At 40.2% G+C, this 25,954-nt stretch carries 23 protein-coding genes, 5 tRNA genes, 1 pseudogene and 1 other annotated feature; of the genes and pseudogenes, 3 read left to right on the top strand and 26 right to left on the bottom strand.

Features of this window, described 5'->3' with window-relative positions; genetic code table 11:
* The first annotated feature begins 105 nt into the window (after positions 1 to 105).
* Positions 106 to 1,773: a ribonuclease J gene (locus MKY99_RS14130; protein WP_339271168.1), complete on the top strand. Its 1,668-nt coding sequence runs from the start codon at positions 106 to 108 to the stop codon at positions 1,771 to 1,773.
* Positions 1,774 to 1,829: 56 nt separating this feature from the next.
* Here the strand turns inward: MKY99_RS14130 and MKY99_RS14125 are convergent, their stop codons facing one another.
* The 3 genes from MKY99_RS14125 to MKY99_RS14115 all read right to left on the bottom strand — a co-directional run bounded on the left by MKY99_RS14125 (position 1,830) and on the right by MKY99_RS14115 (position 4,573).
* Complete coding sequence (locus MKY99_RS14125; protein WP_339271641.1) at positions 1,830 to 2,444, bottom strand: phosphotransferase; 615 nt, start codon at positions 2,442 to 2,444, stop codon at positions 1,830 to 1,832.
* Between the two features lie 39 nt (positions 2,445 to 2,483).
* Positions 2,484 to 2,927 carry a hypothetical protein gene (locus MKY99_RS14120; protein WP_339271166.1) on the bottom strand — a complete coding sequence of 148 codons (444 nt, stop codon included), beginning with the start codon at positions 2,925 to 2,927 and terminating at the stop codon, positions 2,484 to 2,486.
* 89 nt (positions 2,928 to 3,016) lie between these two features.
* The gene (locus MKY99_RS14115; protein ID WP_042188035.1) at positions 3,017 to 4,573 is read right to left on the bottom strand and encodes an ABC-F family ATP-binding cassette domain-containing protein; all 1,557 of its coding nucleotides are present in this window, start codon (positions 4,571 to 4,573) and stop codon (positions 3,017 to 3,019) included.
* Between the two features lie 232 nt (positions 4,574 to 4,805).
* Between MKY99_RS14115 and MKY99_RS14110 the strand changes: the two genes are divergently transcribed.
* Entirely contained in the window at positions 4,806 to 5,390 is a 585-nt protein-coding gene (locus MKY99_RS14110) for an AAA family ATPase (protein ID WP_149644600.1), read from the top strand.
* 117 nt (positions 5,391 to 5,507) lie between these two features.
* Here the strand turns inward: MKY99_RS14110 and MKY99_RS14105 are convergent, their stop codons facing one another.
* From MKY99_RS14105 to MKY99_RS14080, 6 genes and pseudogenes are all read right to left on the bottom strand, one after another.
* Positions 5,508 to 7,508, bottom strand: a complete 2,001-nt coding sequence (locus MKY99_RS14105) for an acyltransferase family protein (RefSeq protein ID WP_339271164.1) — start codon at positions 7,506 to 7,508, stop codon at positions 5,508 to 5,510.
* A gap of 178 nt (positions 7,509 to 7,686) precedes the next feature.
* Positions 7,687 to 8,041, bottom strand: a pseudogene (locus MKY99_RS14100) (ADP-ribose pyrophosphatase).
* Between the two features lie 36 nt (positions 8,042 to 8,077).
* Complete coding sequence (locus tag MKY99_RS14095) at positions 8,078 to 9,877, bottom strand: peptidase (RefSeq protein ID WP_339271163.1); 1,800 nt, start codon at positions 9,875 to 9,877, stop codon at positions 8,078 to 8,080.
* Between the two features lie 2 nt (positions 9,878 to 9,879).
* Positions 9,880 to 10,941, bottom strand: a complete 1,062-nt coding sequence (locus MKY99_RS14090) for a MoxR family ATPase (RefSeq protein WP_076298997.1) — start codon at positions 10,939 to 10,941, stop codon at positions 9,880 to 9,882.
* A 75-nt stretch (positions 10,942 to 11,016) separates the two neighbouring features.
* Positions 11,017 to 12,003, bottom strand: coding sequence for a phosphotransferase (locus MKY99_RS14085; RefSeq protein WP_339271160.1), 987 nt, complete (start codon positions 12,001 to 12,003; stop codon positions 11,017 to 11,019).
* A gap of 203 nt (positions 12,004 to 12,206) precedes the next feature.
* Complete coding sequence (locus tag MKY99_RS14080; RefSeq protein WP_339271158.1) at positions 12,207 to 12,740, bottom strand: YdhK family protein; 534 nt, start codon at positions 12,738 to 12,740, stop codon at positions 12,207 to 12,209.
* Positions 12,741 to 12,964: 224 nt separating this feature from the next.
* On the opposite strand from MKY99_RS14080, the gene sleB reads away from it, so the two are divergent.
* On the top strand, positions 12,965 to 13,558 hold the full coding sequence (gene sleB / locus MKY99_RS14075) for a spore cortex-lytic enzyme (RefSeq protein ID WP_339271639.1): 594 nt from the start codon (positions 12,965 to 12,967) through the stop codon (positions 13,556 to 13,558).
* A gap of 46 nt (positions 13,559 to 13,604) precedes the next feature.
* On the opposite strand, the gene MKY99_RS14070 is transcribed toward sleB, so the two are convergent.
* The 17 genes from MKY99_RS14070 to MKY99_RS13990 all read right to left on the bottom strand — a co-directional run bounded on the left by MKY99_RS14070 (position 13,605) and on the right by MKY99_RS13990 (position 25,927).
* Positions 13,605 to 13,871 carry a CD3324 family protein gene (locus MKY99_RS14070; protein WP_076285775.1) on the bottom strand — a complete coding sequence of 89 codons (267 nt, stop codon included), beginning with the start codon at positions 13,869 to 13,871 and terminating at the stop codon, positions 13,605 to 13,607.
* Positions 13,872 to 13,982: 111 nt separating this feature from the next.
* A tRNA-Phe gene (locus tag MKY99_RS14065) sits at positions 13,983 to 14,055 on the bottom strand.
* An 18-nt stretch (positions 14,056 to 14,073) separates the two neighbouring features.
* Positions 14,074 to 14,146: transfer RNA gene (locus tag MKY99_RS14060), tRNA-Phe, on the bottom strand.
* 18 nt (positions 14,147 to 14,164) lie between these two features.
* Positions 14,165 to 14,237 (bottom strand) — tRNA-Phe (locus MKY99_RS14055).
* Between the two features lie 18 nt (positions 14,238 to 14,255).
* Positions 14,256 to 14,328 (bottom strand) — tRNA-Phe (locus MKY99_RS14050).
* Positions 14,329 to 14,344: 16 nt separating this feature from the next.
* Positions 14,345 to 14,417 (bottom strand) — tRNA-Phe (locus MKY99_RS14045).
* 53 nt (positions 14,418 to 14,470) lie between these two features.
* Positions 14,471 to 14,711: a binding site (T-box leader), on the bottom strand.
* A gap of 86 nt (positions 14,712 to 14,797) precedes the next feature.
* Entirely contained in the window at positions 14,798 to 15,331 is a 534-nt protein-coding gene (locus MKY99_RS14040; protein ID WP_339271156.1) for a GNAT family N-acetyltransferase, read from the bottom strand.
* On the bottom strand, positions 15,328 to 15,861 hold the full coding sequence (locus MKY99_RS14035; protein ID WP_339271154.1) for a GNAT family N-acetyltransferase: 534 nt from the start codon (positions 15,859 to 15,861) through the stop codon (positions 15,328 to 15,330). Before MKY99_RS14035 ends, MKY99_RS14040 begins: the two co-directional genes overlap by 4 nt.
* A gap of 149 nt (positions 15,862 to 16,010) precedes the next feature.
* The gene (locus MKY99_RS14030; RefSeq protein WP_339271152.1) at positions 16,011 to 17,027 is read right to left on the bottom strand and encodes a zinc-binding dehydrogenase; all 1,017 of its coding nucleotides are present in this window, start codon (positions 17,025 to 17,027) and stop codon (positions 16,011 to 16,013) included.
* Between the two features lie 144 nt (positions 17,028 to 17,171).
* Positions 17,172 to 17,777 (bottom strand): TetR/AcrR family transcriptional regulator C-terminal domain-containing protein, encoded by a 606-nt coding sequence (locus MKY99_RS14025; protein ID WP_339271150.1) that lies wholly within the window; start codon positions 17,775 to 17,777, stop codon positions 17,172 to 17,174.
* 94 nt (positions 17,778 to 17,871) lie between these two features.
* The gene (locus tag MKY99_RS14020) at positions 17,872 to 18,138 is read right to left on the bottom strand and encodes a CD3324 family protein (protein WP_042127555.1); all 267 of its coding nucleotides are present in this window, start codon (positions 18,136 to 18,138) and stop codon (positions 17,872 to 17,874) included.
* 189 nt (positions 18,139 to 18,327) lie between these two features.
* Positions 18,328 to 19,722 carry a protoporphyrinogen oxidase gene (locus MKY99_RS14015; RefSeq protein WP_339271147.1) on the bottom strand — a complete coding sequence of 465 codons (1,395 nt, stop codon included), beginning with the start codon at positions 19,720 to 19,722 and terminating at the stop codon, positions 18,328 to 18,330.
* A 171-nt stretch (positions 19,723 to 19,893) separates the two neighbouring features.
* Positions 19,894 to 22,497 carry an FtsX-like permease family protein gene (locus MKY99_RS14010; RefSeq protein ID WP_339271145.1) on the bottom strand — a complete coding sequence of 868 codons (2,604 nt, stop codon included), beginning with the start codon at positions 22,495 to 22,497 and terminating at the stop codon, positions 19,894 to 19,896.
* Entirely contained in the window at positions 22,494 to 23,177 is a 684-nt protein-coding gene (locus MKY99_RS14005; RefSeq protein WP_042127549.1) for an ABC transporter ATP-binding protein, read from the bottom strand. The genes MKY99_RS14010 and MKY99_RS14005 overlap by 4 nt, the downstream gene beginning before the upstream one ends.
* Positions 23,178 to 23,270: 93 nt before the next feature.
* On the bottom strand, positions 23,271 to 24,272 hold the full coding sequence (locus tag MKY99_RS14000; RefSeq protein WP_339271143.1) for a HAMP domain-containing sensor histidine kinase: 1,002 nt from the start codon (positions 24,270 to 24,272) through the stop codon (positions 23,271 to 23,273).
* A 1-nt stretch (position 24,273) separates the two neighbouring features.
* A complete protein-coding gene (locus MKY99_RS13995; RefSeq protein WP_042188008.1) occupies positions 24,274 to 24,957 on the bottom strand; it encodes a response regulator transcription factor in 684 nt (227 codons plus the stop codon).
* A gap of 169 nt (positions 24,958 to 25,126) precedes the next feature.
* Positions 25,127 to 25,927 (bottom strand): GNAT family N-acetyltransferase, encoded by an 801-nt coding sequence (locus tag MKY99_RS13990; protein ID WP_339271141.1) that lies wholly within the window; start codon positions 25,925 to 25,927, stop codon positions 25,127 to 25,129.
* Positions 25,928 to 25,954 lie beyond the last annotated feature (27 nt).

Genomic DNA, 25,954 nt, shown 5'->3' with positions numbered 1-25,954 from the left:
TTTGAATATCAATCTATTGTTATACTATTGTACCACCTCAATGAAAGGATAATTATAAGGGATTTCATACATAATATAGGTGAATTTATAAAAGGAGGGACTTTAATGAAAGTGGCAGCTAAGCAGCTCTGGATTGCAGCATTAGGCGGTGTGAATGAAATTGGTAAGAATATGTATTTCCTGCAATATGCTGATGATATTATTGTCATTGATTGCGGTTCTAAATTTCCGGACGAAAGTCTACTGGGGATTGACCTCATTATTCCTGATGTTACGTATTTATTAAGTAATCTTGATAAGATTCGAGCATTAGTAGTTACACATGGACATGAGGATCATATTGGAGGAATTCCGTATCTACTCAAACAATTAAATCTTCCGATCTACGCATCTCGGTTAACCTTAGGTCTAATTGAAAATAAACTGAGGGAACACGGAATATTACGTCAGACCAAGCTTCATGTCATTGATTCTGAGTCTACTTTACAGCTAGGAGCAATTACTACAACGTTCTTTAATACCAATCATAGTATTCCGGATTGCCTTGGTGTTGTATTCGACACCCCAGAAGGGACCGTTGTTCATACAGGGGATTTCAAATTTGACATGACCCCTGTTAATAAGCAGTATCCAGACATACATAAAATGGCTGATATCGGTAAAAACGGTGTAAAGTTCCTGCTCTCAGAGAGTACCAATGCAGAACGCCCAGGCTTCACCCCCTCTGAAAAACTCGTTGGCGCTCATATAGAAGAAGCATTCATGAAAGCTGACCGTAGAATCTTTATCTCTACCTTTGCTTCAAATGTACACCGTCTACAACAGATCATTGAAGCTGCTCGTTTAACCGATCGTAGATTAACCTTACTTGGCAGAAGTATGGTTAATGTTGTCCGAGTAGCCCAGGAACTCGGGTACTTGAGCATTCCAGATAACATGCTGATCGAGCCTACAGAAGCTGCCAAACTCCCTCCAGAGCAAGTAACTGTATTATGTACAGGCAGTCAAGGAGAGCCCATGGCTGCGTTATCGCGACTGGCTAACGCAAGTCATAGGCAGATGGAAATTCAGGCAGGAGATACCGTTCTGATAGCAGCTAATCCCATTCCCGGGAATGAACGCAATGTATCTAGAATCGTCGATAATTTATACGTGCTGGGCGCTAAAGTCATCTATGGATCACGCAGCGAGCTTCATGTATCTGGGCATGCAAGCCAAGAAGAGCTTAAGTTAATGTTAACCTTGATGAAACCTGAATATTTCATACCGATTCATGGTGAGTACCGTATGCTACATCATCACAGCTTGTTAGCCGAGGCAGTTGGTGTTAACCCCAATAATATCTTTATTCTAAAAAATGGAGATATCGTCGAGTCATCATCAGGTGTCGTCCGCCAATCTGGCCGAGTGGCAGCCGGACAAACCCTAGTGGATGGCCTTGGGATTGGAGATATTGGGAATGTCGTTCTTCGCGATCGTCGCCAGCTGTCAGCAGACGGTATTTTGATTACAGTGATTACATTAAGCCAAGAAGATGGACGTTTATTAAACGAGCCGGATACCGTATCCAGAGGATTCATCTATGTCCGTAACTCAGAAACTTTAATGGAGGAGATCAACAAGCTGGTAACCTCTACCCTTCAAAAGATGAGTGAGGCTGACCTAGGCGAGTGGAATATCATCAAGCAGACCATCAAGGAGACCCTAAGTAGATTCCTGTACGAAAAAACGAAACGACGTCCAATGATTCTCCCCATCATTATTGAGGTGTAGCAAAAAGGAGCTCCTGTAATAGGGGCTCCTTTTTCATATCTAATGAGAATTAAGAACTATGTTATCCATAATTTCAATGTCTCTGCTTCTAGCGTCATTTTTTGATGAATAATAATGATTTGCTCTAGCCGATTAACCCGCTCCTGAAGATTAGCGTTTAACAGGTCAGATTGTAGCTGAGCATTTAGAGAAAAGTATTGTGGCACTTCCCAGACACTACGTAAAGCAGTGCTTAAACAATAACCATATCTTGCAAGGGATTCGTCCCCTTGCCATCCGCTAGCCTTTAATCCTTTGATATACGAATGGAATAAAGACTCTTTGAATTCCTCGTAACGATGGATGGGAATCACACCAAGACTCATATTTACGCCAAACATTTTACCAAGATCTTCACCTAAACCTGATATGCTCATAAATTGCCAGTCTATCAAGACTAACTCTCCGTTTTGAGTTAACAGCATATTCCTTTGACTGAGATCCTGATGGGCTAATACTCGCGGCAAGTGATGGAGAGCATTCAAGTTACTGTCTATCCGCTTCGTGAAGTCTTGGAACCAAGCCCAAAGGCTTCGGTCATTGTCTCTATGGAATTGATGAATATATTCTTCAGGGTTAGGTGCATACATTTTACTTGCGGTAGTCCAAGATCTAAGCCAGCTTCTACATATCCATTGGTTATTAGGAGTGTTCTTTCCTGAAAGATAAGCTCAATTAAATCGGCCTAACCGTTCAGCGATAATATCAAACTGCTCCTTCGTATGTGCAAATCCCCCTTCAATTCGTTCCATCCATAACCATACGGTACCATCTACTTGTTCTTCAACAAGATAACACTTAGGAGCTTGGATTGAGCTAGGAAGCTCATCCAGAATCTTAGATTCAAAGACTAGGGCTTCTCGTCGCCAGTAATTGTGATGTGCTGGATCCTCTTTTTCTACACTATCAGACTTAATGATTTTTAATATGATTGACCATGGAAGCTGCTCGTTATTAATTAGTGCGATACCCTGAAGATGAAAGATACCCGCTGTTGTAAAGTTAGGTGTTTTATAATCTAAATCCTCACATGTGAAATCGACTATTTCTATTTCTTGTTTTCCAAAAATTCGTTGAACACTGATGTTAAGCTGATCCATTTTATTCTCTAACACATAGACCCTCCCCACTATCCATAAAAAAGCCTATAAAGCGTAACTGATTCGTTAACACCTCATAGGCTTGTTCAATAAAGATTTGCTTATTAGAATACTTTTGTTGTCCAATCTTCGCAATTCCAGATATCGGTGACAATGTCTTGATAAAAATCTGGTTCGTGAGAGATCATGAGAATGCTTCCCTTATATGCTTTCAGCGCACGTTTCAGTTCATCTTTGGCATCGATATCCAAGTGGTTCGTCGGCTCATCTAATACGAGAATGTTGGTCTCACTGTTAATGAGTTTACATAGACGTACTTTAGCTTTTTCTCCACCACTTAGAACAGCAATCTTACTTTCGATATGTTTCGTGGTCAGTCCACATTTGGCAAGGGCAGCACGTACTTCGAATTGTGACAGGGATGGGAATGTATCCCAGATCTCCTCGATACAAGTCTTGTAATTGCCTTCTTTCATTTCTTGCTCAAAGTATCCAATCTCTTGATGGTATCCACGTTCTACCGAACCGGACAATGCTTGGATTTCGCCTAAGATGCTGCGAAGCAAGGTGGTTTTACCGATCCCGTTCGCACCGACCAACGCGATCTTTTGTCCTCGCTCCATTAACAAATTAAGCGGTCTGGACAACGGTGTGTCATATCCGATAACCAATTCTTTTGCTTCGAAAATCATCTTGCCCGCAGTTTTACCTTCTTTAAAGTTAAACTGTGGTTTTGGCTTCTCTTTTGCAATCTCGATAATTTCCATCTTGTCGAGCTTTTTCTGTCTGGACATTGCCATGTTACGGGTAGCTACGCTTGCTTTGTTACGTGCAACGAAGTCTTTCAGCTCTGCGATTTCTTGTTTTTGACGGTTATAAGCAGATTCAAGCTGTTGTTTTCTCATTTCGTAGACCTGCTGGAATTGCTCATAGTCACCCACATAACGAGTCAGCTTTTGATTTTCCATATGGTAGATCAGGTTGATAACGCTGTTCAAGAAAGGCATATCATGTGAGATCAGAATAAATGCATTATCATACTCTTGAAGATAACGTCTCAGCCATTCAATATGCTGCTCATCCAGATAGTTCGTAGGCTCATCTAGGAGCAAAATATCTGGTTTTTCAAGCAACAGCTTCGCAAGCAAGATTTTGGTACGCTGGCCACCACTAAGATCAGCTACGTCACGATCCAATCCAATATCTGTGATTCCTAAACCGCGCGCGGTTTCTTGAATCTTCGCATCGATCATGTAGAAATCTTGGTTTGTAAGTGTATCTTGAATCGTACCCACTTCTTCAAGCAGCTTTTCCAGTTCTTCAGGCGACACGTCACCCATTCTGCCGTACATATCATTCATCTCTTGCTCAAGATCAAAGAGGTATTGAAAAGCGCCTCTGAGTACATCTTGAATGGTCATTCCTTTGGTCAACACTGCATGCTGATCGAGGTAGCCAACACGCACCCGTTTGGACCATTCAACTTTACCTTCATCTGGCTGTAGCTTGCCTGTAACAATATTCATAAAAGTGGATTTACCTTCGCCGTTAGCGCCGAATAATCCGATATGCTCGCCTTTTAGAAGACGGAATGAAACATCCTTGAAGATCGCACGATCTCCAAAGCCATGACTTAATCCTTCTACATTTAATATGCTCATTTATGGACACCTTTTTCTTATTTTTCTCGCTATATTATAAGCAGGATTACACAAAAACTCAATGGAGAAGCAAAAAAATATCATATTATGGACCGTAACGCGTAATATCTCAGGTAGTCTGTTCCTATCTGTCTGATGGAGATATTGCGCTGGCGATTACTCACTATCTTTTATATGATAGTATGCAGAGATACATTATGGAGTTGAATTGAGGTTCTAAGGAGAGACAATGATGAACAAACTTGTATTTTTTCTAGGGCCAGCTGGGGCAGGCAAAACGACATTAGCTAAAGCGATCGCTTCCCGGCGTAAAGTACCCTTCTTTGATATGGATATTCTATTACGTCCAGCAGCTGACGCCATTATGACCTTTCACGGATTGGACCCGGCAGACAGAGACTCTGCCGATTACAAAAGATTATGCCGTGATTTGGGCTACCGGATTACGATGGATGCAGCGCTAGACAATATAGGCCTGAATGTAGATGCATTTGTGGTTGGGCCATTTACTAAAGAAGCTGCCAACCCTGACTGGATCAGCAGTGAGTTATCTCGAATCGGACGTTCGCTGCAAGATGTTGAGGTTAAAGTTGTCTTGGTCGAACTAGCCAATGAGGAATTGTATCGGACACGAATTCACGATCGACAATCACCATTAGATGAATGGAAGTTCCAGCATTGGGATGAATTTCGCAAATCATTTGGAAACCGCAGTGTGAAGTGGCCGCTTCCAAGTTCTAATGTGAAAGTGATCGATAATTCTGATCCAGACATAACTAAGACTGTGGCTGTGGTGGAGCATTTTATCTACGACTAGGAATTAATTAGCTCTTCAATGATCATTCGTTTACGAAAAAAAAGACCGGCAAAGAGAGAACTCTCTTGCCGGTCTATTAAAATATAATATCAAAAAGTTTGGAGATTCAATTAATTCTTACTTACTTTCCAAGGCTTTCGCAAGAAGTGAGGCGTAACACTTGGAGCCCTCTGGTTTAAGATGCACACCATCTTGGTAGAAATAATCGTCTTTTCCTTCACTTGCAGAGTACCAGTCTACTACGGTCGTATTACTATATTCACTGGAAACTTTTGAAATATTGTGATTCACATTATTCTCCCATTTTCTTGGAACCCGTGTATTGACCAAAAAAATCTGCTCAGCATCACTTAATGAATCCAGTAAATTACGTAATTGCTTTGAACTAAAGGATCCGTTAGTCCCAAGCTCGATTATAACCTTTTTACCCAGCCGGCCTTGAGCTTTAAGCTGATCCACTACCTCCTGAGCTTTAGCCATCTGCCGACCGATCTTTCCCTCGATGACAATGCCAGGTAATTCCTCTGAAAGGTATGGTGCTGCATCCAAAATGACAGAATCTCCAATGGCCGTAACATCCGTTCCAGCTTGACTCTTCTCAGCCACGGGTTTCTTTTCTTCAGGAACAGATTTTTTCACTTCTGATTCAGGCTTTGCTATTTCTGTATTTGTAGTTCCCACCTTAGTATCAGCTTTTTTTACTTCAGGTTCAGTTGTAGCTGTTGCCAAGGCTGGTATTGATGGTTTATCAGTTACATTTTCGTCTATCGCTTTATGATCTGCGGGATCATTTTTTCTTCCCATATCTTGTTGTTCTTGCTGCTGCAGTCGTTGTTCTTGCTGTTGCAGTTGTTGTTGTTCATACTGCAAATCTGCCAATTCGATCGCAGACGTATCCGATCCAGCGTTTAACAAATAACCTTTGCATGCGATTGGGATAAGAATCACAGCAATAATAGCCATTAAGAAGCCTGGACGAAGACCACCCCTTCGCTTTACACTGATGTTCTTCCAAGTTTCTTTAAATGAACCTCGACGAATGGGCTCCTCCACATACTTATATGACAATGCAGCTAGAAGAAAACTTACTGCTACCTGAATGATGATCCGAAGCATGCTGCTTTCTTCTGTACTCACATTCGGACTGCTAAGGATAATGACTGGAAAATGCCATATGTACAAGCTATATGATCGCAGCCCGATCCAACGCAAAGGTTTACAGCCTACGATCGATCCCAGACGGCTAGCAGGATGAGCTAGAACGGCAATAACTACAGCTGCAATCAAAGAAATCACTAAAAACCCACCACGGTAAAGTAAATCATCGAACTCATTAACCTGATTAAAAAGTACCAACAATAGAATGAGTCCTAATCCCCCTACAATATCAAGCACACGCCGAGCCGGTTCTGAGACGTTATCATTAAGTTTCTGACTTGGCCAAGCAACTGCAAGTGCTGCTCCAATGAGAAGCGCAAATAAGCGGGTATCCGTTCCATAATATACTCTACTTGGGTCTGTCCCCGGTACGTAGATCAATGCCATGGCTAAAGCCGAGACTGCTGCGCAAGCCATAATCCATGCAATAAGCTTACCTCGCCGACGAGCGATTTTCATCACGATGATGAGAACTATTGGCCATAGAATATAAAACTGTCCTTCAATAGAAAGCGACCATAAATGTCCGATAGGAGATGGTGGGCCAAAGCTTTCAAAATAGGAAACATTATGAAATATTAGCCACCAGTTATTGAAATAAAATAAGGAAGACATAAAGTCACCCTTTAGCCCAAACAATCTTGATGGTTCTATAATTAAAAGCCATATGGCAACCACAAAAAGCATAACGGCCATCGCAGGCAACAGCCTCCGCGCCCTACGAACCCAAAAGTCTACAAGGTTCAGCCTTCGGTGCCGCTCCCACTGGCTAATGATTTGGTCAGTAATGAGATATCCGGAGATTACAAAAAATATTCCAACGCCGAGAAGTCCACCCTCAGCCCAATTCAGATTCAAATGATATGCGATTACAGCGAGTACTGATAAAGCCCTTAGACCATCAATTCCTGGCACATAACGCCTGCCGCCTACAGATTGTATAGAAGACTGGCTCCTCATATTATTTCTGAAAAGCTTCGTGTTGTCTTTCATAATGTTTCAGTCCTTACCGTCGATTTATCGTTCATAAGTAAGACGCTGTAAACGTATGAAAAGTTCTGTAATCAACTGAAAATGTTATAAAATAAAAAAAATGAATCTTTGTTGATCGAAACACTTGTCCATTGTGCTCCCTATATTAACTCAGATGTGTAATAATAATTTCTTCAACTTCTGTACCCCGTAACTCTACGTAAAAAGGCTGCACCTCATCATTTAGACAATACTCCAGCCGCAGTCTGAGGTTTTTCCATGTGACCATTTCCAATGCTTGTTCTAGCGAGAAAAACCCAACTTCTAAGCTCTCGGAACTAGTAGCAGGTTCGCCGCCGATGGCTTTCCCTAGAAATAGGTTAGTACAAATAGATCGATCAACATTTTGAAAAACTCCGCAGAACTTATTAATCTCTATATCAATGCCCGATTCTTCTTTGGCTTCCCTGATCATTGAATACAACGGTAGCTGCGGAAAGAATATGTTTGGGGGGATTCATATCCATTGTTACCTCGCTCTAAATTTATTCTAAGCCCTAATTAATTCTGAATACAGGTCCTTTGGGTGAGAAAGGCAAGTCATTTCCCTTGGGCAAAATATAAGCATGGTCTCTTTTAATGGTCAGCTTGTCACAATAACCATCTGTAATAATTAGAAGCGGTCCTTTTTTCGGAAAATCCTCAGCTTGTTGAATCAAATCAATAGCTGGTTGTAAGATCGTTCCCCCTCTTCCCTTCACTTGTACTCGATCTGCGATAGCCTCGGGGGGCATGTAACCTGCATCATAAGGACAAGCATCACAAAAGATAATCCGTGCAAAAGGAACATCACGAGCCTGCGCATAACTTGAAATGGCCCCTAATGCTTTGGCCAGAAGCTTTTTATCCATTGAGCCTGAGGTATCTAAAATAACTCCAAAAGTGCGACCATCATCTGCAGCACCGCTATGAACCCATTGTGGTCGAGGGATATCAGGCGTAGAAGATTGACGTCTGCTAATTCGTGAATAAGATCTGGTCTTCTCAAGCGGTGAAAAATAATGATCAAACCACCGAGCAAGCTCTACATCCCATTTAATAGGTGGCTGGCCCAGCGCTCTAATCTCTTCAACTAGGCCTGACGGTAAAAGACCGCGACTTTGCTCTTCATGATACATAAGTCCTTGTTGCATCGCATTTTTACAGAAATCATCTAGCGTCTGTCCTTCTCTCGCATCCCAAAAACTTGATGAACCGTTATCTAAAATGTCACCAAGTCCATTCCCTCTCAAGGTTGCCAGTTTCTTATAAGTGCGGATATCTCCGACCATACGATCATAAATCGTTTCAGCAGATAAACCTTTAAGCTCAGGATCTAATAAGAGTCCAATTCGCGGATACTCCCCTACACTCATTTCTACTAGCCATAGATTTATTACGTAGTCACAAGCCACATTCCAAAGATAATGATCCCGGCCAAGACATCGCTCGTGATGCTGAAGCCCCGCATGCAGAAGCTCATGCGCCATCACGAAAATACACTCCTCGTCGTTTAGTCCGGCTGCAGGGTTCATAAATATTTTGCGCTCAATAACGTCAATGGCAGCTATGGAAATATCAAATCGCCGACATATCGCTGGATCTTCTATAATCTCAAAGCCGGCGGCAAGCGCACCTAATAAAGGATATCTGTCCATAAACCATCGTTTTGCACGTTGTGGAGCGGTTAATGAAAGTGCAGGGTCACTAATAGTATTAGCATGGCCTCCAGCAACACTTACTGCATTCGTCACAGCATTAGATAACCCATAAGCAAAATAGGCTTCCCAATCCGGTGCTTTTCCCCAGTATCTTTTGGTGGTTTCTCTAACATTCATATCCAGTTTTGAAACACCCGCAGTCCCAAAATATCTGGAGGTGTCCGGAATTCCTTTTATCATAAATTGCTCGTAAAGCTGTTGTTCATCTTTAATTGTAAGATCAATTCGCGACTCCATATCTGCGGGTACTTTCCCAAGTTTCAAGTCATTTAAAAACTTTGCTATGTACACATCACATGCAACGTTCCACGCCACTTGATTCTCTTTACTCTTTAAATGTCCAAGACCTAAATGAAGAAAACAATGTGCCAAAACGTACATCCATTCGGCAACCTCGCCACGCCTTTTAGGATGAGTGTAAATATAACCGTTATTAGTGACAATTGCCCAGCCGTCTTCAGGATAGGGACTATTTTCATTATGGATAATCGAAGCTCGAACAGATAACGGTGCAAAAATAGGATGATCCGCGATTAGCGAACATGCTTCATTAAAATTTATCAAAGCGGGATTATCTGGTGTTGTTTTTTTAGCCATATTTACCCCCGCTCTTTTATTGCAAGACGTGGTAAATCACGTACAATTTCAACCATTAACCAATCTGGAATATTATCACTTTGCTCCTGCTTAGCAACTACTAGCTGTGCAATTTCAAAGCTAATGACGGACAGGTCTTTAATCAGCTTTTTAACAGTGTGTGCAAATTGGCGATGTCCATCTCGTACGTTATCTTTAATCGGAGGGAGTTCTTTGATAATCTGGGCACGCAAGGATTGCGCCAGGAAATACAGGAGATCCCGATCTTCTGGAGCCGTTGGAAATGAGGATTTACCATCTATAATTTGATTAAGTTCATATTTTCCAGTTAGATTTTTATAAAAAGCCCTGAATTGTGTGGCGTGAGAAGGTGTCAGTGAACCATTCGCTAAAATCCCCACGGCATCCACATTTATATCATCCCCAAACTCATGTAGTGCATCACTAAGCATATGCCAAGAGCGTGGCGTGGAGAAAGGCTCTTCAGTCTTTGGAGGTGCACTCCACAGATGATCGGGACGCAATTCCAGATATTCAATAACCATAGGATGAATGCTATTCTCATATGCCCAAGAGATCCAATTCTGAAAAGATACATTTAGCTGTATATGGAACATCCGATTGATAAGCGCGGAGGACATAGGTTTAACAATTGCACTATCTTGTGCACGGTTACCAGCTCCTATTACTATAGAGCCCTCAGGTAGGTGATAATCGCCGATGCGGCGTTCGTGGATAAGACTATAAAAAGCTTTTTGCACCTCTTGAGAACAGGCATTAAGCTCGTCTAAGAACAAGCAATACGGTTCGTCCCGAGCTATCATTTTCGGAGGACAAAATTGGCTCTTGCCGTTAACGATTTGAGGTACCCCAATGATGTCTTCCGGTGCTAGTTGAGAACCCAGAAGAGAAACACATGGAAGACCCACCTGATCAGCAAAAGCTTCTACAAGAGAAGACTTTCCAATACCAGGCGCCCCCCAAATAAAAACAGGGCGGATCACAGAAACGTTTAGAAGTACTTGCATAAGTTGAATAGGTGTTACAGGAGTTGCTAGGTTCAAATAAATGCTCCTTTTTTATATGATATATCCTCATTATCTATTCTAAATATATTAAAAACTACTTAAAAGGATTTATTAAAGCTCTAAACAAGCTTTGTCATTTAGGGCATCCTGAATATTACGGGCAAGCCACTCTCTATCCTGCTCACGCTGTGACTCCGAAAACTCTTGAAATAACAAAAGCACTAATTCCAGTCGGCGCTTTTCAGTAAAGAGCGGGAGCTCTTCTAGCCATTTATTGTCGAGTGCATACTCTCGATTATACCCTTTCATAAAAGACGTCAGCATGGCTGACGCAAGACTAGAAGTTCTACTCTGCTCTACCTCCGGTTTTCGCCAATCCCCAAAGATGGTCGAATAATAAACGGCAATGGCAATATCATGCACCATATAGTCGTATCCGCAATCATCAAAATCAAACACGGTGATCTGCCCCTCATGCACGAAGAAATTACCCGGATGCAAATCACGGTGACATAGTCCATAGCCTTCTCGATTCCGCGGCAACTGGTTAATCCGATCATTTATTTGAAGCAACTTTTCAAAAAGCTGCTGTTCAACAGTACCAAAGTTAGCAAAGTCAAAATCTAGCTTACCCTGATGTGGTCTTGCCAGAACAGTCTCCGGACGCTCATATTGCAGAGCTAAAGCATGCATTCTTCCTGTTACCTCACCCCATTGCTCAAAAAGCTCCGTTCCCCAATAGGGATCGGAAGCATTAACATGACCACCTGGTGCTTTCTCCATCACACAGATCATAAATCTTTCTTCATCTTTGACTAACGTTTGTACCAAACTGCCATCCTGAAAGGGAATGGGGGGAGCCAGTTGCACGCCATGTTTTGCAAGATGGTCCATAAAGTCAAGTTCAGAGATGACCATCTCCTGCTCCTGATGAGAATGATGTGTTACACGTAAAATATATTCATGATCATCTTTTGGAAAGCTATAGACAACATTTTCAAAGCCACCAATATACTTTATCGTTGTCCAATCGACTTGAATCTGTTGTGCAGCTTGTTTAAGCATTTCTTCATCGAATTTCACCTGCCAGTTAGGCATTTCAATCACTCTCCTACCTTCTAAGAAAACATCAATTAAAATGGTATATTTTGTATATCGGTATTTTATAAAGTTATCTTAACACTTCTCTACCAATAAAAGAAGCAATCAAAAAGGTAGGAGCAGCCTAGAACTTTAACAAAGTCCATGACTGTTCCTACCTTAATCATCTTTCATTACTTTTGAGCTTATATTTCTATTGGTTACTTTATTGCTGAAAGCTCATCTTCCGTTACCCATTTATGATTTTTCACTTTATCTCCACCCGTAGTAGGTGTGTAATCAATCATATATACCGTGGTTTGTTCCGCTGCGTTAATCTGAGCCGTTGCACCTTTCATATCTTTCATATGGTCAGCTTCCATTACGACTTCTGAGCCGGATTCATAGGGTTTATCGGCTGCTTTTTTGATTTCTTCATGAATAATCCACTTATGATTTGTAACTGGAAATCCGCCTGTTGCGGGCCTATAAGAAACGATATACGCAGTGGTATCAAAAGCTCCAACTATCGTTGCTGTTGCCTCTTTCATACCTTCCATATGGTCCGCTTGGATAATCGCTTTACTTCCTATTTTAAAAGTAGGATTCTCTGACACCTTCAAATTTTCGGGTACGTCACTTGAACTAGAGTGTGAGGAATTTTCCATTATCTTATTGCCATAACTATTATCATTACCACATGCGCTTAGAGTGAGTGCAGCTGCGATTATGAATAGATATAATTGCTTTTTCATATATAAAACCTCCGAAGTTGATGTGCCTCTGATTATTCATTTACCCATTTCATAGGATCACAAACCTAATGAAGTTTTTTCGAAAATGTAAAATGGATTATTAGATTACCAATAAATGAGTGTTGTCTCAGTTATTGAAGGTTTTTTATAATGTTTTCTGAAAGGAGGCTACTACAATGAAGACTAAAATATTCACTTTGTTGCTTCTTTTGGGTCTGGTAAGTATGGCTACTATGATTGGTTCTGCTAGTGCTGCTCCGGTATTAACCGTAGGGAGTTCTTCTGGAGATGTGTGGGATCTTCAGTATCGATTAAAAACTCTGGATTTCTATACTCAGCCTTTAGATGGTGTATATGGAGCACAAACGAAAGCTGCCGTTGCTAAATTTCAAAAGGCCTACGGATTAAACGCCGATGGAGTTACTGGTACAAAAACTTGGAATGCTCTAAAAAAATACACGCTTAATATTGAGGAAATGGATATTTTGGCGAAAGTAATCTACAGTGAATCGCGCGGTGAGCCTTATAAAGGACAAGTCGCAGTTGGTGCTGTAGTTATGAATCGCATACAATCTAGTCAATTTCCAAACAATATAAAAAACGTTGTATTTCAAAAAGGCGCATTTACAGCCGTATCTGACGGCCAGTATTGGCTTACTCCAAACCGGACTGCCTATTTAGCTGCTCTTGATGCTGTCCGAGGTTGGGACCCAACAAACAATTCGATCTATTATTTCAATCCAGATACAGCTACTAGTGCATGGATCTGGACTCGTCCTCAGAACTTAAAAATTGGTAAGCATATATTTGCGAGTTAACGCTTCAAATAAATATAATAGCCGGTCAACCCCTACGGTTGACCGGCTATTTTTTAGTATAAACAATTTTCTTAATACTATCTTTAGAAAGACAGTATTCACCTGAGAGCTGTTCGACAGTTGCACCAGCAGCAAACCTCAGGCAGATCTCAATATTTCTTGATTCCAAATATTTTCTACTCCCTGACTTCTCACCCCATTTTACATGTAATTCTTCAGGCTTTGGAACGTAGACCATACCACCGTTTATATATTTCTGTATTTCTTGTAGTAACTCTTTAGGGAAGACTGTATCTGCATTTACATATTTCATAATTAATCTACTCCTTAAACTTTTCAAATTAAGATGAAATAACAAACAACCTGTCTAACCATAATGGTCGGACAGGCTGTTTTTATAGAAAGCTTGCTATTAAAATTAAGATGGCTCGGAACGGGATCGAACCGCCGACACTAGGATTTTCAGTCCTATGCTCTACCAACTGAGCTACCGAGCCTTGCTATTAAAGTTAAGATGGCTCGGGACGGGGTCGAACCGCCGACACTAGGATTTTCAGTCCTATGCTCTACCAACTGAGCTACCGAGCCTTGCTATTAATGTTAAGATGGCTCGGGACGGGGTCGAACCGCCGACACTAGGATTTTCAGTCCTATGCTCTACCAACTGAGCTACCGAGCCTTGCTATTAATGTTAGGATGGCTCGGGACGGGGTCGAACCGCCGACACTAGGATTTTCAGTCCTATGCTCTACCAACTGAGCTACCGAGCCTTGCTATTATTTAAGATGGCTCGGGACGGGGTCGAACCGCCGACACTAGGATTTTCAGTCCTATGCTCTACCGACTGAGCTACCGAGCCTTGCAGGGATACAAATATTTCTTCTAAATGGAAACAAAAAGACCCCTCGTCCGAAAAGGGACGAGGAGCCGCGGTACCACCCTAAATTAGAACTATTCTGTACAACAAACAGAAATGTTCTCACTTAAATATTTAACGGTTAACACCGGTACACCTCTACTTGCCAACAATGGTTTCAAGGGACTGCTCCGGAGTGAACTTCGATCAACCCTTTTCTCTAGAAACGCTCTCAATCTCCGGCGTTTCCTCCCTGTAAAGAGGTATTGAACTACTTTTCTCCATCAAAGCATTTGTTTTGTTATATATTTTTTTTAATTGTAAGCCCTATTCCACTATAAGTCAATAGAAGAAATAATTCCCTCATTTCGATTTGATTAGCTTTATCCATTACAAAAATTAAAAATCATCTTTAATTCATCATCAAAAGACTTCTTACATTCTTCTTGAAAGCTATTACCAGTATATTCTTTTAGTGTTTTTCTCCAAAAATGCTGGGCTCTCCTATTTGTAGCTGTGGGATTGGTTTGTAGCTCCCATATTCCAATATGAAGATTAAATACCTCCTTAGCCGCACGTTCAGCGATTCCCGTACCTCGGAAGGGCCGCAGGATAAAGAATTCGTTTAAATAAAATTCACAACCTGGTGGTGTATGAGGTGGTGTGGCTACTAATGCAAAACCAGCAGGAATTCCATCCTCTTTTATTAAATATGGATATAAAATCCCCGGCTTCTCCCACCATATGTCGAACACTTTATTCTGTTCATTCAGTGTCTGTGTTTCATTATCCTCGTATACCCCGTATTGATTAGGAAGGTTCCCCCATATCTCTGATAGATCGTGTAAGTATAGTGGGTAGAGATTGTTAATCTTAAACTTCGTTGTGCTGTCAGTTAATGTTACAGTGATATTCATTTCGTTCTCCCCCTTCTATCGAATGCTTGAATATATTTTTGGAGATCACTCAAATAACGTTCTGTATAGTTGTCTTTGGTATAATCCTTAAGCAATTTTCGCCAGAAAGCTATGGCAGGTTTGTTATTTTCCATTTGAGCTAGTTTCCATTTAGCTTCTTTAAATAGATCAAGTGTTTTTATTGCGGCAGCAGTACCTATTCCATTTCTCCTGTATTTCTGCAAAATCATAAAGTCATAGATCACATGAGTTGGATCTGGGTCTTTATCTAAGTTTTCAAAAAGAACAACCACAAATCCAGCTACGTTTCCTGAAACCTCAATCAAATATGGATTCCATCGATGATCCCCTTCCCAAAAATAATCAATATTCACCTCGAATTCCCCATACTGGTTTACGTCTTGATCTGTAAATAAACTGAAATCATAATTGTAAAATTGATATAGATTAGACAATACCTCTTTATCTTCAAACGTTACAGGAACAAGATTAATTTCCATCATACCTCCACGTTTTTTCTCTAATTTCACTTCTATACTCAGTATAATTACGACCACACTCTAGTAATATGCCATGTTCAATTAGAATTAAATTTTATATAACGTCATTATTCTTCTAAAATAAAAAGAGTTCACCTGAGTTTTACACTCAAATGAACTCCAATATAATTAACTGATGATTAAGTTAGATCTACAATAACCTTGATCGTTTCTTTTGCTGCAATGGCTCTATCGAAGGCGGCTTGAATATCCTCTAATTTATAAGTCTGTGTCACCATTGTAGAGATATTCGTTTTCTTGTCGTTAATATGTTCAATTACCTTTACAATATCTTCATGTGTGTATCCACTAGCTCCAACAATATTAACTTCTTTACTCATCACTTGAGCAAGGCTTATAGGTACTTCATTTTTATAAACGGCAATGATTGCAATTCTTGCTTGTGGCTTTACAATCTGCATCACTTGTTCAAATAATATTGGAGCACCCGCTGCGTCCACAAAAGCATCTACATTGGGAACACTCACACCGTATACGTTCACTTCGCCGAAGTGTTTGATTAAACCCTCTGCTAATGTTTCAGTCGACGTATTAACTGTTATTGCGCCTAGTTCTTTTGCTTTATCCAAACGCCAGTTGTCAATATCCACTACGCAAACATCTTTAATGCCTTCACCAATTAATCCTGCAGCTGCAGATAGACCAATTGGACCAGCACCAAGAACTACGATTTTTTCACCTAGTTTGGGCAGTATGCTAAAAGCGCCATGGAAGCCTACGCTCATGGGTTCCATTAATACGGCCTCTGTTGCCGAAACGGAATCATCGAATTCATAAAGGTTATAATTAAGTGCTGCATCTTCAATTAAGACATATTGTGAAAAGGCTCCTACCTCCAACGAATAACGACGGCCTGCACGTTTTGCAGTAATTGGATTCACACCTACACGCATGCCAACTTTCAAATCGGTTTCCACATCAGAACCTAATTCGACGATTTCACCAAACATTTCATGTCCAAACTCTGAGCCGAAACGAATACCCATTTCTGAGCCTGCTTTTACTATATTAATATCTGTACCACAAATCCCCCCCGCTAAAATACGAACCAACGCATCTTTTGCTCCTACTTGAGGCATCGGACGCTCTTCTATCCCCACACTATTTTGACCGTGATAAATGCCGACTTTCATCATTCGTTAACACTCCTTAATACTATCTATTACTTTCATGGTAGTAGTTATTAAGGAGCTAAGCAATCTACAATAATACTGAAAGCGTTAATAAAGCAACAGTTGATAAATATGTGTTAATTAAAATTTAAATAGTGAAACAATTCACTATATCTTTTTATTATTTGCAGGTATAAATGGATTTAACTGTATGATTCGTTCTGCTAAATATTTAGGTGTATAAGGCATATCATTGCCTAGCCACATGGAAATTGTACCAATGATAGCAGATGTTCCATACCAAGCCGCAATATCAGATGGAGTATCGACGGTTAAGAAATCCTCTGTTTTTTGAATCGATTGTTGTTCTGTTGTTGTTAATATCAATTCATATAACAGATCTATCAATTTCGGTGTGAAATAAGGAATATTTTTGGTTACAAGCAACACCTTATACATATGAGAATTCTCTGCAATATGCTCAAGCAATAAAATCAGCGAGGTAAGTTCATCCCCTGGTTTATAGGATTCTTCAAATTTATCAATGAGTATTTTCTTTAGATCTGCTAATAAATCATCCAAGATACTATCAATCAAATCATTAATATCTTTGTAATGTAAATAAAATGTGGCTCGATTGATTTCAGCCTTTAGCGTAATAGCGTTGATCGAGATCTTATTCAGTTCTTTCTGTGCTAATAAATCTATAAAAGCATTCCGGATTGCTTTTCTTGTCTTTCTTATCCGTAAATCTAAGTATGTTTTGTCTGCCATGAATCTTCCACCTCGTAGTTAATGAACATACTGTCAATTATAATACAAAAAGCCACGTCAGAGCTTCCTCTAACGTGGCTTTTTGGGATTATAGCTATTTTTTTGTGTAAACAATCTTCTTAATACTGTCCCTTGATAGGCAGTATTCATCCGAAAGCTGGTCAACCGTTGCTCCAACGGCAAACCTTAAACAAATCTCAATATTTCTAGATCTTAAGTATTTTCTGCTCCCTGACTTCTCGCCCCATTTTACATGTGCTTCTTCAGGCTTAGGGATATACACCAAACCACCATTAATATATTTCTGAATTTCCTCTAATAATTCTTTTGGAAAAATCGTATCTGCATTTACATATTTCATAGTCGCTCTGCTCCTTAAACTTTTTTTGAGTTTGAAGGTAGCAAAGTCTATTCTAAAAACAACCCTGCAAAGTGCACTGGCGGTAAATCAATTTTTATTCGCTCTATACAAACAACCGCCGTTGTTTATAGTCTAGACTTTGCATAGAGCTTATCGCTAATTTTCTCACTATTGTCCGCCCTCCTTTGTTTAATGTGTAATTACTTGTTCCAAAATGCGTTCCGCTGTCTTCTCTCCATTTGCAATACAATCAGGAATACCCACACCATAATAAGAACATCCAGCAAGGATTACATTCGGATAATGATCTGCAATCTTCTTCTCTAAGGATACTACAATCTCGTGATGGCGTTTGTGGTAATTTGGCATAACATCATGCCATTTGGTCACTTCGTGGGTAACTGGATGTCCAGTAATTCCAAGACTGGTCTGTATATCATTCAACGCCACCTTTAATAATTCCTCTTCTGAAAGCTTAATCAAGGACTCATAATGCGGTCCTGAGCTTTTATAAAAGAGTCTGACAAGCAGACGTTGTTGACCAGACGTGTGCTCCCACTTGCGACTTGTCCACGTACAAGCATTACAAAGAACATCGTCACTGTTGGCTGTTATAAACCCTGTACCGTTCGCTGGCAGTTGACTGTCAGGGATATCAAATCCTATATACACACTAATCATAGAGCTGTTAAACAACTGTTTGAAATCTTCATTCAGCGCTTCGTCTTGAAGTAATGCTTGTGCAGTAGAATGCATCGTTCCTAGTACGGCAAAATCGCTCTCCAAGATTCGTCCATCTGCCAGTGTTACCCGGTACCGTTCTCCATCCTTTGCAATGCGCTCTGCCCGAATTCCTTTGATGATCTCAACATCGGACAGCTGTTCTTCCATGGCATCAATCAGAGCAGATACGCCACCCTTAAAAGACATAAACTTCTTATCGCCGTTCCCCTGGAATTTAGCCTTATTCGCGGACAATCCCTGAATAATACTTCCATATTCATTTTTATAATCAATCAAATAAGGAAGGGTCGAGGCAATGGTAAGTTCGCTCAATTTCCCGGAATATACACCTGATAGGACAGGTGATATTTGCTTCTCGACAAGTTCTTTTCCAAAGAAAGCTTCCAGAAAATCACCTACAGAATCGTTTTTCGTAAAACGATCATTCGGAGTATAGAAATCTTTAAGTGCTTCAACTTTACCTTCAGCAGAGATCAAATCTGTAGTAGCAAGCGATTCAATACTGAAAGGGATGCCAAAGACTGCATCTTTAGGGATTTGCTTCAGCTTACCTTCTGTGTAGATGTATGATACTCCTGTCGCGTTATATACAACCTCATCCTGAATGCCTAATTCTTCAATCAATGGTGCTACATTTGTCTTGCGAGTGACAATTGAATCAGCACCAGACTCCATGATGAAGTCATCATGCTGAAGTGTTCTGATTTTGCCGCCCAGTCTATCGCTGGCTTCAACCAAAATTATTTTTACATCCAACTTATTATGCTGTATAGATTTCTGTAGATAGTAAGCGGTAGACAATCCAGTAATTCCCCCGCCAATCACGACGACCGTTCTCAAGCGTTGACACCTGCCTCTAAAGTTATAATCTGTTAATTTCAATTGAATACATTATATCATAGGGATTTATATGTAATAACATACCGTTCGTGTCATATATAACACAAAACACCCCAAAAAAATATAAACCTTCAGAAAAGTCAAATAAGCCGCGATTATCGCGGCTAATCCTTATATATTCTCCTGTTTTAAAGCATCAATAATATTTTCCTTCTTCACTTTTGAACTGGAGTACAGCATAGCTGAGCTAACGATGATAAATACAGCGACTATGACATACAAGATACTCATCCACGGAAGTGCGAATCCATAGGAGAAACTACTCATCATGGATCTAAAGATCAAGTACATCACGACTATGCTAATCGGAAGCCCGTAAAGTAGTGATTTTATCCCATAGAAGATACTTTCATAATTAATCATTTTATTAAAACCGTTTGGCGTCATCCCTACAGACTTCAACATCGCAAACTCTCTTTTACGAAGTGATATGCTAGTTGATATCGTATTGAAAATATTCGCAATCGATATTAGTGTAATCAAAGCAATAAAACCATAGGTAAAAATAGACATTAACATGATCATCTGCTCACTATTTTGTCTATTTTGAAACACATTTTGAACATAGACATTCCGTTCTTTCATCTCTTCAATAGCTTGTTGTGTCGCTAATGGATCAGAGCTGTTCAGGTTTAGTCGGCTTTGTATATCGTTACTCATCGTATCATTTGTTAGTTTATCGAAGACTTGTTCAGAGACGATGATGTTTATTCCACCAACCATTGCTGAATGTACTCCCATTGGACGTTTATCAGTTAGAGCGACAATTTTTACTGGTGATAAATCCGTCTCTTTTTTTGTATCCCAATCCGTATAAATAAGGTCAAGCTTTTGGCCGATTTCAGAGTGAAAAGCCTTGGTTTCAACAATTTTTTTGGCTTTCTCATCCTCAAAGGTGACGGTATCATTCACAATAGCTGACATCTGATTGAGATCCGTTAATTGTTCATAACTTATACCGACGGATTCTGCATAGGTTCTCAAACTCTGCTTATTTAGGGCATGGATCTGAATGTAGTAAGGATATTTCCCATTTTTTAAAATACTGCTATCCTTCTCCACGATTTCTTGCAATTCTTTTGCCATATCTTTTTCATCAATCCATGAACTCAAGCTTAGTTCCCTGACCACGTTATATTCAGTTATATTAGGTAAGACAGAGATCGATTTCGTCAGCCGATCTACTTTTTGAGCGTCCTCAGTCCCCATATAAACTTGAATATCATAGTTCAAACCATCCTGTGAGAGTTCTACCGACTTTCTCATATTCGTAGTGAACGAAGATACGGATAAAAACAGAACAATACTAATGACAAGGGAGAAGACGGTTGCTTGGTACCTGCGTTTATTTCTCTTTAAATTCTTCAAACCAATTTCTGCTTCAATTCCAAACAAATTGCGAACGAACTTGGAAGTTTTCACCGCTTTACCAGAGAGCTTAACATCGGTTGTTTGTCTGATCGCATCAATTGCCGAAATCTTTGAAGCTTTTCTGGCTGGAAGATAGGTGGATATAAAAATCGTCAGTATCGAAACAACACAAGCGGTGAATAGGGACAGAGGTGTAACAACCAATGTTAATTTTTCAGTTATCCCTAGTACATCTTGAATCATCGAATTGATAAACATAAAAGTGATCCCAATTCCTGTAATTCCGCAAAGGATCCCAATAGGTATACTAATTAAACCGATGATCATCCCTTCAAAAAACACTGAATTCTGCTTCTGCCTCTTTGTAGCACCTACGCTGGAGAGCATTCCTAAATGGCGTGCACGTTCCGAGACAGAAATTGCGAAAGCATTATAGATTAAAGAAACGGAACCAATGATAATCACAGTCATAACGATGACTGACAATGAAAGAAGTGTATTACGTAAGCCATCGTTATTCGTCACACCATAATAGCGGAGCAAACTATTATTATAAGAGATCGACTCGATATTGTTTTCTTGTGCCAATTCCTCTGCATGCTTGTATATGGAGCTATCCACCTTATTTAATACAACCGTCGCTGTGGTTTTTTCAGCTGCTCCAATCAAGCTTTCATCCACATAACTTAGAGCAGTATAACCCGGGGACCATGTTGGTTCCCAAGTAGGGCGCTTTATCACTCCCACAATCGTGTAGTTCATTGGTTTTTTATGAATGATCTCTTCATTCAGGGTATCCTCTTCAGTCCGTAATCGTTCGTTCTGAGATAAGGGCTGCCCACTATTTTTAACATCCCTAGTGACTCGCTCTCCGACATCGAGAGTTAAAGTTTCACCAATCTTGTATGTTACTTTAGCGTTTTTTGCAATTTCCTCAGAAATGACTACTTCATAGTTAGTCTTCGGGAGTCTTCCATCTAGAAGTTCAATCGGAAATTGTTTAAAACCAGCTAAATTATATTCCTTAATATACCAATAGGGCTTGTTCTCATTCTGTCCCCCCTCTAAAGGGGCATAGCCACGATCATTTGAGATGACAAGTGTTTTCGTTGCATCATCCGCTTCTATCGCTTTAAGCTGAGCTTTAGTAACATTTTTATATTGGACATGCCATTCTCCATTTGTTGAGATACTCTGCTGCCTCATTAATTCCATAAATGAAAAACCAAGCGTTGCCACAGCCGTCACCATAGCCACAGAAATGATGACTCCAATGATAGTAACCAATGTTCTTCGTTTATTTTGCTTCAAATGTCTAAGCGTTAATTTATTTACGATATTCACGGACGAATCACCTCATCTTTGGCGATCCTTCCATCTTCAATGGTAATCACTCTATCCGCTTGTAATGCAATCCGTTCATCATGAGTAATGACAATCAGTGTTTGATTATAGGTTTTATTAAACATTTTTAATAAATCTATAATTTCACCACTGTTCTTACTATCCAGATTACCGGTTGGCTCATCTGCCAGCATGATTGCAGGATTACTAATTAACGCTCTACCAATAGAGACCCGCTGTTGTTGCCCGCCAGAGAGCTGATTCGGGAGATGGTTTAAGCGATTCTCCAGATTTAACGCCTTTACAGTATCCGCAAATTGTTTCTTATCTACCTTGTGCTGATCAAGGAGTAAAGGAAGTGTGATGTTCTCTTCGACCGTTAGGACCGGTATTAGATTATAGAATTGATAAATCAGCCCAATTTGTCTGCGTCTAAAGATCGCCAGCTGTGTTTCATTCAATTCATAAATATCCGTGTTATCTACGAATACTTTGCCGCTAGTCGGTCTATCCACTCCGCCTAATAAGTGTAGAATGGTCGATTTCCCGGAGCCAGATGGCCCGATAATCGCTACGAATTCCCCTTTTTTAATCGAAAAAGATACATCATCCAGTGCCTTTACCGCTGTTTCACCTTTTCCATATGTTTTAGACAGATGTTCAATCTTTAAAATGTCCATTGTTAGACCTCCATTTGTTGATGAGATCAGTATATCTGTCTACAATGACTATCCAGTGACTCTAAAGTGACATTCTAGTCACTAAGCCATATGCTAAATAACTTGCTTATAAAATTTGATCTGAAATTGTGAACCCTTTCCCACTTCACTCATTACATCGATCGTACCGTTTTGTCCTGTGATAATGCTTTGTGCCAAGGCAAGTCCAATCCCTACACTATCTTCGCTTGCATTCTTACCTTTATAGAATCTTTTGAAGATATAGGGGAGCTCTGCCTTTGGGATTCCTTTGCCGTTATCTGTAATGATAATTTCCGTAAACAGTGCATTTTCTGCAAAAGAAATCGAAATTTCTCCCCCAGCAGGTGTGTGCTCTACACAGTTTTTCAGAATATTAATGATCGCCTCAGTTGTCCAATTGAGATCGCCCACAAATGTGGTGCTATCTTCTCCATCAATCAAGACCCGTTGTTCTTTAATATCCATTGGAATTAACATGGGCTCCAAAGATTTTTGAACTAGCTTGTTCACCAGAACAAGATCTTTTTTAAAATGAATGGTTCCAGCATCGATCTTGGAGAACTTTAATAAAGAGGAGACTAGCCAGCCAATTCGTTCGAGCTGAATCGTAATTTTCCGGGTAAACTCCATTCTCTTCTCAGTGTGCAGCTCAGGATCACTTAATAAATCTGCCATCACAGTCATGGAAGTAAGCGGGGTTTTGAGCTGATGAGAGATATCCGAAATCGCATTGGTGAGCTTCATTTTATCTTCTTGTAATTGCGCACTCTGCTCGGATAACATCAGCGTCACTTTATAAATGTCATTCTTCAGGATACTAAGCTCACCTTCCTGATTATCACGAACATCGAGCGAATAATTCCCACTACTGATTTGGCGTAGATACCCTGAGAGCTTTTCAATTTCACCATATCTCCAGCGGGTAAACAATACACTGCAAGCTATAAGCAAAGCTGAAGTCCCAGCTATGAGCCCTACCGCCTCTAACGAGATAAATGTCGCCACCGCTGTAGCCACAAGACTGATCAAGCACATCGTAAATAATAACCATCTAAATTCTCTATTACGAAGCATCCTAATCACCTACCTTGTAACCCAACCCTCGAACTGTTTTGATCAGTGTTGGTTCTTGGGGGTTATCTTCTAACTTTTCCCTAAGTCTTTTTATGTAAACCGATAATGTATTGTCGTTCACGAATTCACCTGCCACATCCCAAATCCGTTCTAACAATTGATTTCTTGAGAGAACCTGACCAACATGGTTAGCAAAGATCAGTAATAATCGATATTCTAATGCGGTCAATAGCACTTCATCGCCGTTCTTATAAACCTTTCCTTCAAGCGTGTTAATCCGTATATTCTCTAATTCGATATTGGATTGGGTCTGAGCCTGCTTGTTATATCTCCTTAAGACGGATTTAATCCGCGATAGCAGCTCCCGAATCCGAAAAGGCTTGGTTATGTAATCATCTGCCCCCATATCGAGTCCCATCACCACGTTGACCTCATCATCAATCGCCGTTAAAAAAATTACCGGTATATCACTTTGCGCTTTCACGATCTTGCACAATTCATAACCGCTGCCATCCGGCAGTGAGAGATCAAAGATGCATAAGGTGAGCTCTGATAACTGCTCAGATAACACCGCTTTGGCTGAGGTGGCGTCATAACATAGAAGGGTTTCAAAATGATCCTGCTGTAATGAATATTCAAGTCCTGATGCTATCGTTCTATCGTCCTCGACAAGAAAAATTTTCATGGATGATCATCCTAACCTTATAATATATTCAATCGTTCTATTCGTTCCGATGATCATTCTCTCATAATTATAGAGTTATACCAAATTACAATTCATATTAAAGTATTTACAACTCCACGGTAAATATAATAAAAACGTCTACTCCATGGAATAGACGTCTCTAAAAGGATTATATTGCAAAAGCACCACACTTATATTGATGTATCTGCTGAAACCCTAGCCGTAGTGCCGATTTTTTCGAAGCTTCATTATCAGTAGAACAATCCCAGTAAGGAATAAAGCCATTGGCAAGCACATCTTCAACTACTAGCGTCGCTAAATGTGTCCCCACTCCTTGTTTCTGATATTTAGGAAGGGTTTCAATTCCGATTGCGTGTGTATCCTGTGTAACAAAACTAGAATAACACACCCCCATAATTTCAGATCCCTCAACTGCAGCATATCCGTAGCCTTTTTCGGCAAAGTCTGCTTTCGATGACCAGAATAAATCAATATTTTCATGTACAAATTCTATATTCTTTAGATCTGAGTTCTCCCAATCCAGCATTTTAAGATTTATAGTTCTAGTCCCATTAGTCTGCGTCGTAGGCGGCTTGTGAAGTAACTTGAACACCATCTGTTCAAACGGATATAGCTTCCTAGAAGGAAACATCAATTCCAGATTCCATTCATCATGTTGACCAGAAACTTCGAAATGTTCCATCCCGAGTTCCTTCATTCTAGGTACAATATGATCTGTTACATAACTGTCCAGTACATGGATAAAGGCTTGATTGGTGTGATCGCCAATAAGATAAAACCCTTCAATCCCCTGACTCCATACTAACGCACTCTTTGGTGCTGTAAGTTGATCGACAAAGATCCAACCAGGATTATTGCCTTCAATCACAGAGAGAGTTTCGGGATGGATATGCTCGCCCTGAAGTAGTGGCTTCACTTTATAATAATCCTCATGAGGTATTTCATGCATACAAACACTCCCCTTATTTTCCTTACA

The sequence above is a fragment of the Paenibacillus sp. FSL R5-0470 genome (assembly GCF_037975205.1).
Taxonomy (GTDB): domain Bacteria; phylum Bacillota; class Bacilli; order Paenibacillales; family Paenibacillaceae; genus Paenibacillus_AQ.
This window is presented reverse-complemented; position numbering and strand designations above follow the sequence as displayed.